The organism is Sneathia vaginalis, assembly GCF_000973085.1.
Taxonomy (GTDB): Bacteria; Fusobacteriota; Fusobacteriia; order Fusobacteriales; family Leptotrichiaceae; genus Sneathia; species Sneathia vaginalis.
In genome coordinates this window covers 544626-561360 of the sequence record NZ_CP011280.1, presented here as the reverse complement: position 1 = coordinate 561360, position 16735 = coordinate 544626, and the positions used below count along the sequence as shown (strand labels likewise).

The window sequence follows — 16735 nt, the reverse complement described above, 5'->3', positions numbered from 1 at the left end:
TTTTAATATACAGGATACACATGATATCCTTTCTTAGAATATATTGTTCTAGTCTTTTTAGTGCTATAATATTTTAACTTTATTCTATCCCAAGTTTCTCCTATATCACCATTGTGAGAATAATTTTCAATATATTCATAAGAATTTTTGTTGTGTTTTACAAATATTTCACCTTTTCCTCTTATTTCCTTTTGCAACTCTCTAATTTTATCTTTATATTCATTATCAGTCATTTTATCACTATCTTTAAAATATGATTTATTCACTGGTGGATTTTTTAATAATTCCTTATTATATTGCTTTGATAAATATTTATGTTTTAATTGTTGTTGTTCTTTTAATTTATTTGCATAATCTGTTAGTAATAATTTTTTTCTAAATTTAATACCTTCATATTCTAATTTGTCATTTATTTTAATGTCTATAAATTTATTTAATGTTTGGGGGATATACTTATCAGGTACTCCGTGATTTTTAAATAAATCAACAGTATAATTGTATTCTTTCGTGTCTTTATACAATGCCTTTAAACTATTGTATTTCTTACTATTATTATACTTCATATCTACAAATTTATCAAATGAATTAGGTGCTTTATCTCCTAAAACTTTCTTATATCTTGCATACTGTCCGTAACCTTTTAATTGTTCTGGATTTTTCACATATTTTTCTACCCATTCAGAATAACTTATATTACCCACTGTATACTGTTTGCCAGTTTCTGGGTCTCTCACTATTCTTCCATCTTGTGTAATTAGGCTATCATCGTAATATGGGGCTTTGGTACTTCTGCAATTTGGGTGGAAAGGTGGGGCAGTAACTCCAACTTCATATTCTTTGGTATCAAATACCTTCATATCCATACTTTGACATATATCGGAAGTCCTATCATCTAATGTTGCTATTATCTGATACTTGCTAACTCCCATCTGCTTATAGCTTTCAATTTCTGCCATACTTCTTACTCTTGCACTTTCAGTCTGTAACAACACTCTTGCTCTGCTCTTGTCTACATTCATTACCCTTGCAAAGTCTTCTGATAAGCTGTAAGGTGTCTTACCTGATATTATTCCAACTGTTATTGTTTTCTGCATTTCATTTAGTAACTTTTCTTTGTTCTTCCATATGATGTTACTAAAACTAGAACCATCAGATAGCCAGTTACTTCTAACTACATTCTGTATCTGTGATGGATTTAGCCTTGATATGTACTTGCTTTTATTTGTTGCAATCGCATTGTTGTATAAGTTCCTATAATATTGTTCTTCATACACTTTAGATAAGTGTTCTTCTACCATAAGTTCTTTAGTTTTAGCTAGTTCGTTCAACTGCATATTAATTTCATGTTTCATTGCTTCTAACTTATCTATTCTATGTTTTAAACTTGAATTAGTTAGTTGTTTTTGAAGTTTTACATACTCTTGTAATGGTAAATCTTTCTTTTTAGCATTATTTATATAATTGGATAATGTCCATCTAAACTCTTTCAATTCATCTTTACTTAATAATTCTTTGGCTTTTATGTAGTCAACTTTATTGTTTTTCATGAACTTATTAGTATAAAAATTAATAGTTGTATCTATCTTCCTTTTAGCATTTGTATACAGTTCTTCTTGTAATTCTATTTGCTTTTTAGTTACTTCATATACTTTCTTTTCTTCTTCTATTGCTCTATCATGCCAATATTTTTGAAACTTTTTTATATCCATGGTTATTCACCATCTTTTGTTTCGTTTTCTTTGTCTGCTTGCTTTGGCTTTGGTATGTAATCATCGTAATCGTCTGTAGTTTCCATTTCTTCTTTTATTTGCTTAATCTCTAGGTCAACATCAGTTACCCAAGGGTGTTGAGATATAACAGTTTTCTTTGAAAGAACTGCTAATGATTTTATGCATTCTTCTATGGCTTCATTTTCATTGATTAGCATATCTTTATTAAACACAATATTTAGTGATATATCTTCAAAATTCCCCTTTCCTAGCAACATATAGTGTTGGTTGATGAACCAAAGTAACTTTTTAATTGATGTTTTAAATTCTCTTTCAATTCCATTAGAATCAAGGTCTATGTCCGTATACATTACCTTAATGTTGGTTGTATTAGGATTTGAACCTAATCTATCATTCTTAGTGTCAAATCCTTTAGCATTAGATATTAGTGAGTTTCTAAGTTCTTCTAATGTTCCTTTATACTTGTCAATGTTAATCTCCATGTCTAATGTTTCAACTCCACCATCTCTAGCTACCTTAATAAATCCTGCAGTGTTAAGGTTTCTTCTGAATGACATTGGTTCACCGTCATACTCCTTAAGTACAAGAATCTTGTTATAATTTGTATTAGACAATTCATTTCTTAAGTCTGAAATAGTCAAATTAATATTATCTTGTAATGTTTTCATTCTGTTGATTAGTGGTTGTTCTGTTTCATCTACTTTGAATGGAATAATGGGTAGCTTAGCCCAATTATAAGCCTTGTTATCTAGTATCATATAAGGCTCATCACTTAATACATCACTTAGCTTACCATTATCGTATGTGTATCGTTTAATTCCATCTGTTGTGTATAGTTCAACATTCGTAACATCTTCATATGAATTACCATTGAATTTCTTAGTTTTAAATATTCTAATTACCTTATCTAGTTCTTTATGGTCGTTATCAATCCATATAGGTATAATTTCCCTTGAATCGAATATCTTAAAGTTTAACTTACTATCTTTATCATAGTATACATATAGCCAAGATAAGCCGTATTTATATGCATTTTTACCTAATAAAAAAAGAGTTTTTAAAAACTCATCGTTAAACACTTCTTTAATTAATTTATTATATTCATCGTTTTCACTTACGAATGTAGGTTCTTTAGATAATAAGTAATTGACTTTTTGGTCTAAAAATCTTCTATAAAGATTATCTACAACCTTGTTATTAGGTGCAAAAGGTATCTCTATTTTGTCACCATTTCTGTCAAATCCATATATTTTTCTATTCAATATATCTTGATTGCCTAGGTAGTAGTTGTATGCTATATTCATATCTCTTAAGGTTTTACCACTAATAAAATCTGATATTAATACTTCTATTTCTTTCCTTGGCATTTCTTTATTTTTCGTTTTATTCATTTCATTTTTTCCTTTTCCTTTAAAAAAATTTTTAATAAATTCTAGCATAATACCAACTTTCCATTATTAATCTTCAAAACTGTAGTTTTCAGTTCTGTTTAATTGTTCTGCAACTCCTGTTAATGCGTCTGCACTATCATCGTGTCTATTCTTACCTTCTCTTTGGTACGATTTAATGTCTTTTGCAAATTCTGGAAATCTATTCTCCCAATCAGTAGGAAAATAAACATTCTCACAAATCCATGCACTATTTGACAGTATTCTTGATTGCTTGTTAGCACTCTGATGGAACCATCTAACAACTGTTGTAATATTACCTTGCAACTTCGTTTTTACATCAACATTTCTCGCAAACGACCTACCACCATTATTAGATTCAATCATAGCAACATTGACTTTAAATTTAGCTAATGCTTTAGCAACAAGTGGTTCTGTTACTTCCATAGGCTCTTTAGTGTAGATAATATCTAATATATATGCACTATCCTTATAATCCATATATATGATATTGCACAAGTAGTCTTCCCCTGTATCTGCCGTATCACAGTAAGATTTAATACCTCTGTTAGGCATATCAGGTAGCCTAGAATAAGTTTTAAAGTCCTTATAAAGTCTACCTTGTATATCAATCGGTTCTTGTTGATAGTTAGCATACACTATAGCCTTATCCATGTTTTTAACCTTAAATTCGTATTCTCGCCTTGATAGTAAGCTATCACATAGCATAGTACCATCATCATTGACTGCCTTATAATTGATGTGTTCAACATTTTCATAGTTATCTAGTATAAATCCTGCTAAATCGTTAGTTGCCCATCTCGTCATTATAATTACTATCTTTCCACCTTGTTCAAGTCTTGATAGCATAGTGTTAGTGAACCAACTAATTTGTTTATCCAGAACTGTCACGTTAAAAGCTTCTTCTGAATTTTTAATTAAATCATCTATTATAATTAACCTCGCACCAAACCCTGTAGCAGTACCTGTTGGACTTGTTGCTAAGTAGTTAGGTATCGTATTCCCTTCTAAAGCCCATTTATTCATACTAGCTTCACCGTACTTTATTTTGGTATTAGGAAAGACATTGTTATACACAATAATTCCTTCTGTTACCTCAGTAGCTATAACGTCTCTTACCTGCTTAGCGAACTGTGAAGATAGCAACTCATTATAACAACCTGTCATAATTGAATAGTGTTGGTCTTTACCAAGCAACCACTGTACAAACAATGTAGCAGTTCTACTCTTACCATGTCTTGGTGGCATGTTAACTACTAATATCTTGCTATCATCTTCTTCAACGAACCTTTGCAACCTATAACATAAGTCTTTCAAAAAATATCTATCTTCTAAGTAAAAAGGACTTCTCTTACTATCGAACAATTTACAATAGTACCAAAAGTCCCTTCTTGCAAGTTCTATAAAAGCTTGCTTTCTTATTTCTTTTTTTAACTCATTTGTTATCTTAACTGTCATAAGCTATTCACTATCCTTGATACCATCAACTAATGTTTTTAAGTCCTCGGTAGATAGCAAACTTACTTTGTTCTCTGACTCCGTTTTTACTTTTCCACTAATTTCTGTTTTAGTGATAAAAGCACCACTACTCTTAGCTATGTATTCACTTGCCTTTAGTCTATCCGTTAACTTAGCTTTTTTGTCATTAACTACACTTGCCCAAAACTCTTGTATTTGTTCCATGTTCATTATTCTTGTATTATCACTGTTTTCAGTAATGCTATTGAGATATTCTTGTATTTCAATTTTCTTTAATAAATTACAGCCTATAGCATATGCTGTCTTTTTGCTATATCCTGACTTAATCGCACTATCAGTAGCATTATGAGTAGATTTATAATACTCACAAAAAAGTTTTTGTTTTTTAGTAAGTTTCAGCATTTTATCACCACCTTTCAAAAAAATGTAAAATAAAAACTCCCCTAGAATGAGGGCTAAGGGAGTAAAAACAACGTTAAAAAATGATATAAAATTTTAAATTAAAAAAAGTTAAAATAAGTACTGTCCGTCCATCACACGAACTATTGATTACCACGATACTATTATAGCTTATATTAATAAGAAAAAAAAGAGTGTAAATAGTGCAAAAAGAGTGCAAAATCAGTATAAAAGTATAAAAAAAACTGGAAATTTATTCCAGCCTTTTAAAAACTCTTGTTAAAAACAATGTTTATCTCTTTAATCATTCTGTTCTTTTGTCTTTTAAGTGTATCGACACTTATATGCAATTCTTCAGATATCTTTTTATTTGTGTACTTCTTCCAATACTTCATCTCAATTATACTGTAGTATTCATCATTAGACACAATAGATAAAGCATTTTCAATCCTTTCAATCAATATTTTTTGTTTTGTGATTCTAAGATTTAACTTCTCTATTATGTTTTCTTGTTTTTCTAAGGGTGTTTCTAAATTAATTGAAGTTTGTACTCTTTCCATATCTCCACTTAAACTACTTTGATTTAATCCTAATTTAACTGCTTCTAATTGCAACTCATTGTTTTTTAACATTGTTTTTAGCTTTGGTAATAGTGATATTGTATCTTCAATATCCTCAAAAGTAAGTGCATTGTTTTTCATTCTCTTTTCATATTCCAATCTTGTAAACTCTTCATTTATAAGCTTTACGAATTCTTTTTTGTCCTTTTCAGTCAAGTTTATTCCTCCTGTATTTAACTGCTTTTTTTGATTTGTGTGGTTAAATAGAATCCGTGATAGCTATCTATGTCATGTAGTACACCACATAACATATCAGTATAAGTGCTTGTCAGCCATCTCATATATTTTAAGTCTTTTTTCTCCATTTCTAAATTTTTATATTCTAGTATTTGTTGAATCGTTGATATTAACGCTATTAATGTAACTGCGTGGGCTAATGGGTCATCATCAATCTTTGTCAATCGTTCTTTTATAAAGTGTTCTTGAACGTAAGCTACATTGACACTAACACATTTCACAAATTCATCTGTTACATAGCTACTATTAGCAATTTCTAACATTCCTCGTTTTATTTTTAATCTCTCTGTGAGTTTAAGCCATCTATTCATACAAACTTCTAAGCCTGCATACCATTCTTCCTTTAAAACTTCACTTTTGTATGGTATTTTCTTATTATCTTTTACATAATCATATATTTCCTTGCTACTCACATTAAATGCTCTCTTGATGGCTAATGGTAATTCTAGTAAGCATTTAGCTAATATATATGTGGGCTTATTTTCATTAACTTTTTTGACAATTATTTTTTCTTTTATTTTATTTTGTTGTGGCTTCACTTTTCGCATTTTAATACCTCAATTCCTAGCTTAATGGTAAAATATTTAAGACAGAAATTGCACATATAGTCTGCATTGTGCCATATACCTTTATCACACATATCTATGTAGTTATCACAATGGGAACAATGGATATAGAACACTTTATTAACATATATTGTTTCTCCTAACTTATAAAACATCAATCATCAACTCTTTCTAAGGTGTCTAATAATTTATATATGTTATCCGCTAAAAAGTCTTCTAGCTTATGATAATCACTGTCGCTTAGCTTATCTAGGTTATACTTCCCCTCTTCCCATATATAATTGAGTAGCCATTCTGCATACTTTTCACTGTCATATAATTGTTCACCATTTGTTTTATGTTTATTTTCCTGTACTTCCAAAGCCACCAACTCCTCTTTTTGTTTCTGATAGTTCATATGCAACTTCAATATTTACTTGATTAATAGGTGTTATTACCATTTGGGCAATCCTTGTACCAGTTTCGATAACTCTTGCACTTCTACCTAAGTTTCTAAGTGGTAACATTACTTCCCCTCTATAATCACTATCAATAACTCCTACTTGATTAGATAGCACTAAATCAAGCTTAGAGCCTATTGAACTTCTAATATATACAAGTCCTACATATCCTTTAGGTATTTCAAATGCTAGTCCAGTTCTGCATAGCATAGTGCTTTGATATGGTATAACTATAGTGTCATTGTCACTTATAACTGTTAAATCTAAACCTGCACTACCTTCTGTCGCATAGTGTGGCACTACTGCTTTTTCATGTAATTTTTTTATTTTCATTTCTTCTTCTCCTTTAATCTAAAGTTACTATTCCTCTTTCATCTAATGATGTTTTTATCAATTCCCAACACACATGTGCTAATTTATTTCTTTTGGTTTCATTAAGTGTTGAAACAAAAAATGTACTACCCTCATATTGGTACTTTATAGAAACAATGGCTACTAATGTATCGTTTGTTTTTAAAAGCACTTCAATCACACCACCAAAAACTCTATACCTTAATTTCATTCCTTTAATTTCTTCTCCAAATTCTTTATACGTCACTCCATTTACCCCTTTCATTAATTGGTGTTCTAGCTAATTTAAAACATAAATCTGATAATTTATCTTTGACATCATCACTTATTAAAGATGAAGTTAAATATATAGTAGCAACAAATCGTTTATCTTTATCAACAATAGCTTGAACTTCATCTTCTGTTAAATATACCTGAACTGAATATTTTCCGTATGTACATTTTAACCCTAACTTCTTTATTTCTTTTTTAAATTTTTCATATGTCATTCTAGTTCACCTCTTTGGTCTAAAGGTGTCTTAGCTAATTCATTAACTAAATCAAACAACTCTTCTTGTAAAACTTTATCTAATTTATAAAATCTATGATTTTGATAAAAACTAAATCTTTCTTTTGTACAAATACTGCATAATTCTTCAAGTTCATCATTGCACACATCTGTATTCGTGTTTTTAACAATTCCAACTTTGATTATCTCATCTGAAATCCAAAAATATAATCCTAGTTTTCTAATTTCATATTTAAAATTCTCATATGTCATATTTTTTCTCCTTTTCTTATAAACAATTCATTTCTTTTAATAAATTCGAAACAATATCGTCTAAATTTTCATTGTGGTAATCTATTAAAGTTACATTTGTTTTTCCATTAATTCTTTTGCAAAAGTTTATTTTTAAAAATCTTACTTTTTTATCGTTTCGTTGAAAATATGGTTCTATACTTTCAACATTTTTTTCTTCAAATTCAAATTTTCGTCCTTCACAATCTCTAACTGTCATTTTCTGCCTTTCTATTTTTATCCAAAATCACACCAAATTCATTTTTTGATACCTACATTTAATTTTTAGCATACTAGCCTATACATTATACCTATTTTCAATTTAAAGCACCTTATCGTTTGAATTTTTGAATTTTAGCTATTTGCATATTTTGATTATCATTCCACTTTTCAATTTATCAACTTTATATCCTAGAAAAATCGGAATCACTTCTTCTGCATTATCATCATCAATCCAACCATTCTTAACCATCATATCCAATGGATATTGTGCTATATTCACATAATCGAACTTTCTACGGCTATCTCTGATGAAGTAAAATCCAATTTTTAAAGGCTTTATTTCATGTTCTATCATCTTTTTAAATTTTTTTATATTCTCTGGGTCATCATATTGATAGCCATAGTTTTTGTTATATTTTCGTACTGTTTCACTCATTATAAGTGTTTTCCCAGTCCATTGTTTTGAATTTTTGCTACTCGGTACATTACCCCTGATATATATATAATCTTCACTAATTTTAATTTTCACCACCTCCTAAAAGTTTGATAGTGTTCTCTAGTTGAAGCACTCTATCTTCTAGCATGTTGTTTTTATTTAGCAATTTAATTACTTGCTTTTGACTTTCGATTAAATCTGTGTTCTTAGCTAAATAGCTACTTATCCAATTTTTAGTTTTCTCCTTGTCTCCATAGATATATAATTCATCTGTTTCACCTTTGCCTAGTATCAGCTTTAAGTTGTATAGCTTACTATCAGCTAAGGCTTTAACTAATTTTTCAACTTTGGTATTTAAGATGATATCTAAGTTTTCTAAGGTGGTGCACCCTAAATACTCAAGTCCTCCTAGTTCTTCAATGACTGCATGAACTATGGGCATATCACAAGCTACATTGTATGAACTCTTAGTTGCCATTTTTTGTATGTAGTTTTGAACTTTAAGTGATATTAAATTTTTAGTACTTTCTGTTGTTTGTGTGTGTTGGTATATATCTGCTACATTAGGTAGTGTATTAAATATATGTGTTTCTAATGTCTTAATTATGCAATTTGTAAATGTTTTTTTATCTAGCTTACTAAACACTAGGTACATCATATCTTTTTGTTGGGTTGTGTATTTTTTATTGAAATTGATTTCTAAGAATTTTATACACTCTTCATAGTCTTTTCTTTCTAACAATTTTGTCTCCTTTTTGTGTTTTTAAGGGGGGAGGGAAAATCCCTATATAATATATTCTCTAAGTATAATTAAGCACTTATATAATATATATATTCTATACTAAGTACACTTATATATAGACTTACTCTCTCCCTTTAAAAATATATATGTGTTTAGTCTTAGTTCTTATTAAATATATTATTATTAATTATATTCTTATTATAGTTCCCTAAAGGAACTACTACCTGTTCCCTAAAGGAACTAGCGGTTGTTCCCTAAAGGAACTACTTTATAAAATATTTTGTGGATTTACCTTTATTAATTTCGACTTTAATAAATCCTAAATTCACCAAATTTTTAATGCTCCTACTTATAGTTTTTTTGCTATTAATATTTAATTTTTTCATTAAAGTTTCATAGCTAATTTTTATGTACTTATTCCCTTGTTTATCTCTTAAAGTTGTTATTTTGTATGTATCGTACATAATGGTATAAATCCAAATATCTATTAAAGACATTTTGCCTTCTTCTAACAAGTTCCCAAATGCTTTAGGCACTTGGTAAAAGGGTTCTTGCTTATTATTATCAAGCACCTAAAGTCAACTCCTTTCAAGTTAGTTAAAATGGAAAGCCTTCATCAAGCCCATCATCTTCTATTGGTTCTGTCCATGTTTCTGATTTCTTCTCTTTGCTTGTTCTTATAGTGTCAATAAAATTAATTTTTTCTACGATTACGTTCGTGTAGTATTTATCATCATTCTTTGTCACATTAAGCCTACCCATTACTATTAACCTGTCGCCTTTTTGTAACCATGATTCAATAATCTCTGCTGTTTTGTTCCATGCAACACATGGTATGAAGTCTGCTTCTTGTGGATTATCCTTAACCTTAGGTCTGTTAACTGCTAGTGTGAAGTTACAATAAGAATTATCTTTACTTGTTCTTTTTAGTTCTGGGTCTCTTGTTAATCTACCCATTAAAGTTACATTATTCACTCTTTTCCACCTCTTTTCCATCTTCAATTACTTCTCCTGTTGACCAATCTACAGTTTGAATATTATCTGAATTATCTTCTGTGGTTTCTTCTGAAATTAATTCTACAGGCTCTAAATCGTCCATATTTGAATTTTGTGATGGTGTGGCTACTGTTAATACCTTTTCATCTTTAGAAACGTTCTCTAGCCATTCTACAGACACAGGAAGATACTTTAGTAACTTCTTGATAACTGTTTTTTTAGCCATTTCGTCAAAATCAGTTTCCCAAGGTGAGTTATTACCTGCCTTACTGAATTTTTTTCTATGCTCTTCTACTTGCTTTTTAGTCATAAATTCAAAAGAATTTGCACCATCTTTTAATACTGCTACTGCATAATAACCTACTACCTCTCCTCTGTCTTCATTAAAGTTAATGTTGTGTTTAATATCTCTGTGAAGTCCTAAAGTAATTTGAAAGTCATCATTTTTACGAATTTCACACGCATATATGTCGCTTAATTGTCCACTTCGTCTTAGAAGTTCAATCATACCCTTATACCCAATTTGAAACTGTACATTGTTCCCATAAGGTATTAAATATGCTTGACCTAGTATTCCAGGTTCAAGACCTAATTGTGCTGAGGTCATCAATGCACCTAACAAACTTTCTTGGCTACATTTAGCCAATTTTGGATTTTGTCTGATTGATGTTATAGCAATTCTGACAAATCTTTCTGAATTTATGTGTTTAGGCAATGCAATCTCAAATTGTTTTTGCATTGATTGTACTAGGTCTACAACTGTTCTAGGCTTTTTAGCAGTTGCTACTGTGTTTTCTTTTTTAGCTAATAAGCTATTTTTGGCTTTTTCCATTTTTTATTCTCCTATCATTGAAATTTTTAAGAAATTAGTTTTGTATTTTATTCTATATTTTTCTTCAATTTCTTTATATTTGTTTATTAATTCTTTTTGCTCTGTTTTGAACTTTGGGTCAACCTTTGTTCTGTTTTGAGTTACAAGCTTAACTTTGTATCTTTCACTCTCTGCAAGGTCTGCTTGGTTGTCGATAATTATATTCATTATCTTTTGTTCTGTTTCTTTTACTTCTTTTTCAAGCTCTTTTATTTGTTGCTTTTTCTCTTCTGATTCGTCTAATAATTTATTCATATCATCGTCTAATTCAACTCTATTGCTAAATGTTTCATACTTAGCTAATAGTTCTTTTTGATATTCTGAATAGCTATCTGAACCATCTGGTGCAGGTATTTTTTGAGGTATTATATAGGTATCCCAGAAATCCTCGGCAACTTCTTTTATAGCTTTCACTTCATCTTCGTTTCTTTCGATATAAAATTCCCTATAATCACTTCTACCTATTAATACAACTATAATCGCATAGTCTAAGCCTGTAACTGTTAAATAGTGCATAACCTGTGCATAATAACTTTGAGGTACAACTCCGTCACCCCATTCTTTAGTAGTGAACTGATTAGCCGTTTTAATTTCTAACACACCCCATTTTTGTGTTTGATTGTTATATATTAATCCGTCAACATTAGCCCTTAGCACTCCATATTTAAGAGAATAAGGTACTAAATATGTTTGATACTCTTCACTATGTTTTTTTTGAAACTCTGCTCTTATAATAGGTTCTAGTACTCTACCCCAAAACATAGCGTTATTGTCTTCAACTTTTTTGCCTTCTATTTTGTCTAGGTATACATCAACTAAGCTTCTATACTTGTTAACTCCTAGAATAGCCCCTATATCCGAACCACCAATGCCCTTACTTCTTAGCTTGTGCCAATCTTCTTGGCTAACAAAGTCCAATGTTTCAACTTCTTTATTTGGTAATATTTCTTTCAACTCTTCTTTGTCTAATGCTATTATCATTCTTTTCACCTCTTACAATTCTATATATAGATGTCTTTTAGTTATGTTAATTAATAGTAATATTGACATTCCCACAAAGCCTATAAATCCTCTATCTGTTATGTAATCTTTAGCGTTTGCTGGTATAGTTTCTGGGTCATTCTTCATATAAATTACTATTGCTACAAATAAAGCTAAACTTAGTATTCTAATAATTAATTTATCTATGTCTATACATTTATTTTTTTTCATAATTTTCTCCTCCATAAAACATAAATTTTAACTAGGTTTGTTAATATGTATTTTTAATTCCTTTTATAATTTCATAACTTTCATTAATTAATTTATTTTTTTCATCTATGTCTTTTTTTAAATATTCCACATAGTGAGCGTAATACTCAGAAATTAAACCATCTATTTGGGTTTGTTTGTATGTTTCCTCATTCCCGTAATTCCTAAATTTTGATAGAACTTCTGATATTATCCATTTTTTGAATTTCATAGCTATCACTAACTTACTTGCGAAAATTAAATTGTATAATCCACTTTCATTTATCAAATCAATTTTTTGGTCTAATATTTTATCCTCATCATCTACATGATTTCTGATAGCTTTACTAGGAAAATCATATCCGAGAATGTCTGTAATATCTGCAGCAACAAACCAAATCTCATTATCTAGTATTTTTATTCTTACTTCTTTATTTTCAAATTTAAATGTTTCCATAATTTTACCCATTTTCATAATTTTCTCCTTTTTTTAAATAAATTGTCCACTTAATCCATTTAACTTATAATAATATCTTAAGGTTGTTCTACCTCTCATAATAAATCTAATTTTATTCTCTTCTAAAAATAGTTTGTTTGCTTTCTTTATAATCTCGTATGCTTTACCTGTACTACAATCTAAATCTTCCATAATGAAGTTAATATTTATAAATTCATCTTCTAGGTATTTCTTGCCATCTACAACCTTATATTTTATTTCTTTTCTTGTGCTTAGCATTTTAATTCTCCTTTATTTTTATCTAAAAATTTATTTATAAAATATGTTTGACCTTTGCCTGTAATTTTAGGTGTTGTGTTTGTTCTAATGCTCCCATCTGGATTTACAGATGTAGACTTTTTGATTTCCATGAGTTCTAAATCCATTGATTTTTGTGTAGGCATATTATAGTTTTCTCCTCTAGTCCCAAGATAAGAATGTTCTCTTAACCATTCAAATAACCTTTTTCCACCTGTATTTATACCGTTTTGTTTCATTATTTTTGCTAATTCCCCAATTAAAATGCTTGTTTTTGATACTTCCAACGCTTCGGCAAATATTACTTTTGGTTTATCCTCTTCTATTTTGTTAATTAATTTTTGGTTGCTTTCAACTTGTGTCAGCAATTCTCTTAATGCTTCTGCGTAGTTTTGTGGCAAGCTATATGTTTTTATTTCTAATTGTTTTTCTAGTTCTTCTAAATATTTAATAACTGCTTTTCTAACTGCTTTACTTTCTCTTACTAGCACTTGTTTTGCTTGACTGAATGTTAGAATGAACATTGGATATTCTCTACCTCTCTCATTCTTATATTTTGACTCCAGAATTTTTTGGAGTGAGATTTCTTCTGAAAACTCATCTCTTATAATGTCTAATAAAGTATCATGTCTTAATACTGCTTTACTTCCATCTTTACTTCTAAATAAGTTAATTTGTTCTACAAGTTCTAAGCTTGTTATTGCGTCTTTGTTTCTTTTTTCGATTATTTCTTTCATTTTTCTTCTCCTTTATTTTCCTTTTTTTATGGTACAATTAAATTAAAAAAAGATAGTTATAAAGTAATGGTGTAAGTATCGGTTATAAATGCACATGTTACTAAAATTAATATACAAAACGCTAATAACAATAAAACGAAAGTCATATAAAAGCATTTAGTATCCAGAAATATATTAAATGCTCTTTCTATAGCATTACATATTAATTCACTTAAATAACCTACTACATGCAGTAAAAACATAAATAATATTAGAATTACTATAATTAAACCTATAACTTCAAATATATTTAATTCCATTTAGTTTCCCTTTCCTCATTTTTAGTGAGATTTAATTTCAAAAAAAATATTTAAAATATCTTCTTTTTTTAAATCTAATGTGTCTATAATCTTATACATTTCTGGCAGTTTAAAAGGGCAAGTTCCTTTTATCTTTGAATTTAATGTTATAGGCGATATACCTAATTCTCTTGCTATATATTCAAGCATATAGCCCTTTTCTTTTATAGTGTCTTTAAGGTTTTGGTATTTGTACTTCATTCTTTCTCCTTTCTTTTTATGATATAATTTACTAACTTTACAAGTTAGGAGGTGTAATATAGTATGTTGCAATTTATACTTTTAAATATTTGTGCTCCATTTATTTTTGTATTACTTGCTAATATTTTTTATTCATGGAGTAAAATTTATTTTGATAGACATGCCACGAATATTTACAAAATTTTAAAAATCATAGATAATGGTTACAAAAATAAACAACCTATTAATTTTGATTTAAAATCTTTAAACATAACTGAGCATGAACTAGGTCTATATTTGCATAATCTTATTGAAGCTAATTATATTGAAGGTATAATAGTTTCAAAAGCATTAAATCAAACATATTTTGAAAAATATAGGTTTTATCAATATGCTCGTCTAACATTAGATGGTATGCTATTTTATGAAAGTAATACAACAATTAAAAGATTTTGTAAAAATTTAAAAGAAACAGTTGAATTTATGAAACTATTTAACTAACCAAGTTTCATAATCATTAATTGTTTGCTCTAGTAGGCTTAAATAATAACGCTTAAAGTTTAAGTCTACTTTATTTTTAATTAGTATCCTCATTGTTTCGTTTATTGTTTTCTGTATATTTTCATGGTTTTCAATTATATATTGTTCATTATAATTAATATCTTCTTCCAACAATTTCACTCCTTTACTTTTTAATATTTTTAAACATTTGATGTATTAATACTATTCCATATATTGCTAATATAATTTGAATTGTATGTGATATAATTAATATAGATTTTATTAGCATTTTACACCCCTTTACTTCTTACCATTTTTAAATATTTGATGTATTAATTAAACATTAAACTTTTCATAGCTTCCTTTCTATTTATTACTTTTTCAATAATTCATCTATATTTTTATTTATTTTTAAAAGTTTATATATACACCATATACTTAAAATTAAAACTATAACAACTAATATAATCAATATTTTCATTTTATTCACTCCTTTACTTTTCATTTAAAATTATATATAATGTATCTAACTACAGAGCTTTAAGCTCTATAGTTAGCAATTATAATCTGTAATATCACTAGTAGCATATGAATAATTAGTGCTATTATTTGAATATAATTTGATTTTTTTTGTTGTATAAGAGATTGTCTTTCATATTCAGACATCTCTTTTTTATTTTGTTTTTTCATCTCTCCCCCCTTTCTGATATAAGGATACCATATTTAAAACTCATTGTCAATGAGTTTTTTTATATTTCTTTTTATTTTTTTTGATTTTCTTTTAAAAATATAGTAAAATCTAGTATAAGAACGAATGGAGTGATATTATGTTAGGCGAAAAAATAAAGAAATTTAGAAAATCTTTAGGAATGACACAAGTAGAACTTGCAAAAAAAGTGGGCTATCGTAGCGGAAGCACTATAACTGAGATTGAAAAAGGAAACAACGACATTCCTTTTGATAAATTAAAAACTATCGCCCAAGCCTTAGGTGTTAACATATCAGACTTGCTAGAAGATAATAAGCCTAAAATCAACAATGACCCTTATTTTATTGACACTAGCTTTCTTAATTCAGAAGAACAAAAAGAATTAAAATCTCTTCTTGATATGAATAATATAATGTTCATGAAGAATGGTGGTTTAAGCGAAAACGATGAAAAAGCATTAAAACTCGCTATAACTAAAGCATTCTTGCAAGCAAGAGAAGAATACCACAAGAAGAATAAGAAGTGATATAATATGCAGATGTCAGAATTAATTGAATACACACTAAGACTTAAAAATGAATATAATAGTAATATCAATGCATTAATCAATAATGGAGAACATAATATTAAGATTGAGTATATAGAAGATATGAAAGAAAATAAGAGTGTATATGCTTACAATTTTAAGATGTATGATACCTTTTATATCTTCTTAAATCCGTCTGTAGTGAACGAAAACAATAAAGACTTTGTAATTGCTCATGAGTTAGCACATATATTGCTACATGATGAGAACATGCGAACATTTAGTAACTTAGGGCTTAAGACAGATAAACTTGAAACACAAGCTAATCTATTTGCCACATATTTTTTAGGGTATGAATATAGGGACTGTGACAACAATGATGATGTTCAGAAAGCTATTAATTACATTCATTGTAATTTTAGGTTTTGTGATTTAGCTAAAACAATGTAAAAGAAATATATATATAATAAGGAGAGAAAAAAAT

General features: G+C 28.5%; 27 protein-coding genes. 3 read left to right on the top strand and 24 right to left on the bottom strand.

All coding sequences use genetic code 11. The features are described 5' to 3' along the window. Positions 1 to 2: 2 nt before the first annotated feature. From VC03_RS02845 to VC03_RS02730, 23 genes are all read right to left on the bottom strand, one after another. Positions 3 to 1709 carry a minor capsid protein gene (locus VC03_RS02845; protein ID WP_046328579.1) on the bottom strand — a complete coding sequence of 569 codons (1707 nt, stop codon included), beginning with the start codon at positions 1707 to 1709 and terminating at the stop codon, positions 3 to 5. Positions 1710 to 1711: 2 nt separating this feature from the next. Then, positions 1712 to 3121 (bottom strand): phage portal protein, encoded by a 1410-nt coding sequence (locus VC03_RS02840; protein WP_158500355.1) that lies wholly within the window; start codon positions 3119 to 3121, stop codon positions 1712 to 1714. Positions 3122 to 3187: 66 nt separating this feature from the next. Continuing rightward, positions 3188 to 4597, bottom strand: coding sequence for a phage terminase large subunit (gene terL / locus VC03_RS02835; protein ID WP_046328578.1), 1410 nt, complete (start codon positions 4595 to 4597; stop codon positions 3188 to 3190). Positions 4598 to 4600: 3 nt separating this feature from the next. After that, positions 4601 to 5020 (bottom strand): terminase small subunit, encoded by a 420-nt coding sequence (locus VC03_RS02830; RefSeq protein ID WP_052727668.1) that lies wholly within the window; start codon positions 5018 to 5020, stop codon positions 4601 to 4603. A 263-nt stretch (positions 5021 to 5283) separates the two neighbouring features. Further along, positions 5284 to 5793 carry a sigma-70 RNA polymerase sigma factor region 4 domain-containing protein gene (locus VC03_RS02825; RefSeq protein ID WP_046328577.1) on the bottom strand — a complete coding sequence of 170 codons (510 nt, stop codon included), beginning with the start codon at positions 5791 to 5793 and terminating at the stop codon, positions 5284 to 5286. Positions 5794 to 5810: 17 nt separating this feature from the next. After that, complete coding sequence (locus VC03_RS02820; RefSeq protein WP_046328576.1) at positions 5811 to 6422, bottom strand: hypothetical protein; 612 nt, start codon at positions 6420 to 6422, stop codon at positions 5811 to 5813. Positions 6423 to 6594: 172 nt separating this feature from the next. Next, on the bottom strand, positions 6595 to 6801 hold the full coding sequence (locus tag VC03_RS02815) for a hypothetical protein (protein WP_046328575.1): 207 nt from the start codon (positions 6799 to 6801) through the stop codon (positions 6595 to 6597). Next, entirely contained in the window at positions 6782 to 7213 is a 432-nt protein-coding gene (dut, locus tag VC03_RS02810) for a dUTP diphosphatase (protein ID WP_046328574.1), read from the bottom strand. The genes VC03_RS02815 and dut overlap by 20 nt, the downstream gene beginning before the upstream one ends. Positions 7214 to 7226: 13 nt before the next feature. After that, complete coding sequence (locus VC03_RS02805) at positions 7227 to 7478, bottom strand: hypothetical protein (RefSeq protein ID WP_046328573.1); 252 nt, start codon at positions 7476 to 7478, stop codon at positions 7227 to 7229. Further along, positions 7468 to 7719, bottom strand: a complete 252-nt coding sequence (locus VC03_RS02800) for a hypothetical protein (RefSeq protein ID WP_046328572.1) — start codon at positions 7717 to 7719, stop codon at positions 7468 to 7470. Before VC03_RS02800 ends, VC03_RS02805 begins: the two co-directional genes overlap by 11 nt. Next, positions 7716 to 7991 carry a hypothetical protein gene (locus VC03_RS02795; RefSeq protein WP_046328571.1) on the bottom strand — a complete coding sequence of 92 codons (276 nt, stop codon included), beginning with the start codon at positions 7989 to 7991 and terminating at the stop codon, positions 7716 to 7718. The genes VC03_RS02800 and VC03_RS02795 overlap by 4 nt, the downstream gene beginning before the upstream one ends. 16 nt (positions 7992 to 8007) lie before the next feature. After that, positions 8008 to 8229: a hypothetical protein gene (locus VC03_RS02790; protein ID WP_046328570.1), complete on the bottom strand. Its 222-nt coding sequence runs from the start codon at positions 8227 to 8229 to the stop codon at positions 8008 to 8010. A 138-nt stretch (positions 8230 to 8367) separates the two neighbouring features. Then, the gene (locus VC03_RS02785) at positions 8368 to 8760 is read right to left on the bottom strand and encodes a hypothetical protein (protein ID WP_237223986.1); all 393 of its coding nucleotides are present in this window, start codon (positions 8758 to 8760) and stop codon (positions 8368 to 8370) included. After that, positions 8750 to 9409 (bottom strand): hypothetical protein, encoded by a 660-nt coding sequence (locus VC03_RS02780; RefSeq protein WP_046328569.1) that lies wholly within the window; start codon positions 9407 to 9409, stop codon positions 8750 to 8752. Before VC03_RS02780 ends, VC03_RS02785 begins: the two co-directional genes overlap by 11 nt. A gap of 263 nt (positions 9410 to 9672) precedes the next feature. Beyond that, positions 9673 to 9981: a helix-turn-helix domain-containing protein gene (locus VC03_RS02775; protein ID WP_046328568.1), complete on the bottom strand. Its 309-nt coding sequence runs from the start codon at positions 9979 to 9981 to the stop codon at positions 9673 to 9675. Positions 9982 to 10006: 25 nt separating this feature from the next. Then, entirely contained in the window at positions 10007 to 10405 is a 399-nt protein-coding gene (locus VC03_RS02770; protein WP_237223984.1) for a single-stranded DNA-binding protein, read from the bottom strand. After that, on the bottom strand, positions 10377 to 11237 hold the full coding sequence (gene recT / locus VC03_RS02765) for a recombination protein RecT (protein ID WP_046328566.1): 861 nt from the start codon (positions 11235 to 11237) through the stop codon (positions 10377 to 10379). Before recT ends, VC03_RS02770 begins: the two co-directional genes overlap by 29 nt. Positions 11238 to 11240: 3 nt before the next feature. Beyond that, positions 11241 to 12257 (bottom strand): YqaJ viral recombinase family nuclease, encoded by a 1017-nt coding sequence (locus tag VC03_RS02760; protein WP_046328565.1) that lies wholly within the window; start codon positions 12255 to 12257, stop codon positions 11241 to 11243. A 12-nt stretch (positions 12258 to 12269) separates the two neighbouring features. Continuing rightward, positions 12270 to 12488 (bottom strand): hypothetical protein, encoded by a 219-nt coding sequence (locus VC03_RS02755; RefSeq protein ID WP_046328564.1) that lies wholly within the window; start codon positions 12486 to 12488, stop codon positions 12270 to 12272. 40 nt (positions 12489 to 12528) lie between these two features. Next, complete coding sequence (locus VC03_RS02750; RefSeq protein ID WP_052727667.1) at positions 12529 to 12981, bottom strand: BRO-N domain-containing protein; 453 nt, start codon at positions 12979 to 12981, stop codon at positions 12529 to 12531. A 15-nt stretch (positions 12982 to 12996) separates the two neighbouring features. Continuing rightward, a complete protein-coding gene (locus VC03_RS02745) occupies positions 12997 to 13242 on the bottom strand; it encodes a hypothetical protein (RefSeq protein ID WP_046328563.1) in 246 nt (81 codons plus the stop codon). Then, positions 13236 to 13997, bottom strand: coding sequence for a phage antirepressor KilAC domain-containing protein (locus VC03_RS02740; RefSeq protein WP_046328562.1), 762 nt, complete (start codon positions 13995 to 13997; stop codon positions 13236 to 13238). Before VC03_RS02740 ends, VC03_RS02745 begins: the two co-directional genes overlap by 7 nt. 320 nt (positions 13998 to 14317) lie before the next feature. Next, entirely contained in the window at positions 14318 to 14536 is a 219-nt protein-coding gene (locus VC03_RS02730) for a DUF739 family protein (protein WP_046328560.1), read from the bottom strand. Positions 14537 to 14599: 63 nt separating this feature from the next. Between VC03_RS02730 and VC03_RS02725 the strand changes: the two genes are divergently transcribed. Then, positions 14600 to 15016, top strand: a complete 417-nt coding sequence (locus VC03_RS02725) for a YjcQ family protein (protein WP_046328559.1) — start codon at positions 14600 to 14602, stop codon at positions 15014 to 15016. On the opposite strand, the gene VC03_RS02720 is transcribed toward VC03_RS02725, so the two are convergent. Next, a complete protein-coding gene (locus tag VC03_RS02720; protein ID WP_206778313.1) occupies positions 15005 to 15196 on the bottom strand; it encodes a hypothetical protein in 192 nt (63 codons plus the stop codon). The two genes, VC03_RS02725 and VC03_RS02720, sit on opposite strands and share 12 nt — an antisense overlap. Positions 15197 to 15843: 647 nt before the next feature. On the opposite strand from VC03_RS02720, the gene VC03_RS06550 reads away from it, so the two are divergent. Beyond that, entirely contained in the window at positions 15844 to 16251 is a 408-nt protein-coding gene (locus VC03_RS06550; protein WP_052727666.1) for a helix-turn-helix domain-containing protein, read from the top strand. 12 nt (positions 16252 to 16263) lie between these two features. Then, positions 16264 to 16701 (top strand): ImmA/IrrE family metallo-endopeptidase, encoded by a 438-nt coding sequence (locus VC03_RS02710; protein WP_158500354.1) that lies wholly within the window; start codon positions 16264 to 16266, stop codon positions 16699 to 16701. Positions 16702 to 16735 lie beyond the last annotated feature (34 nt).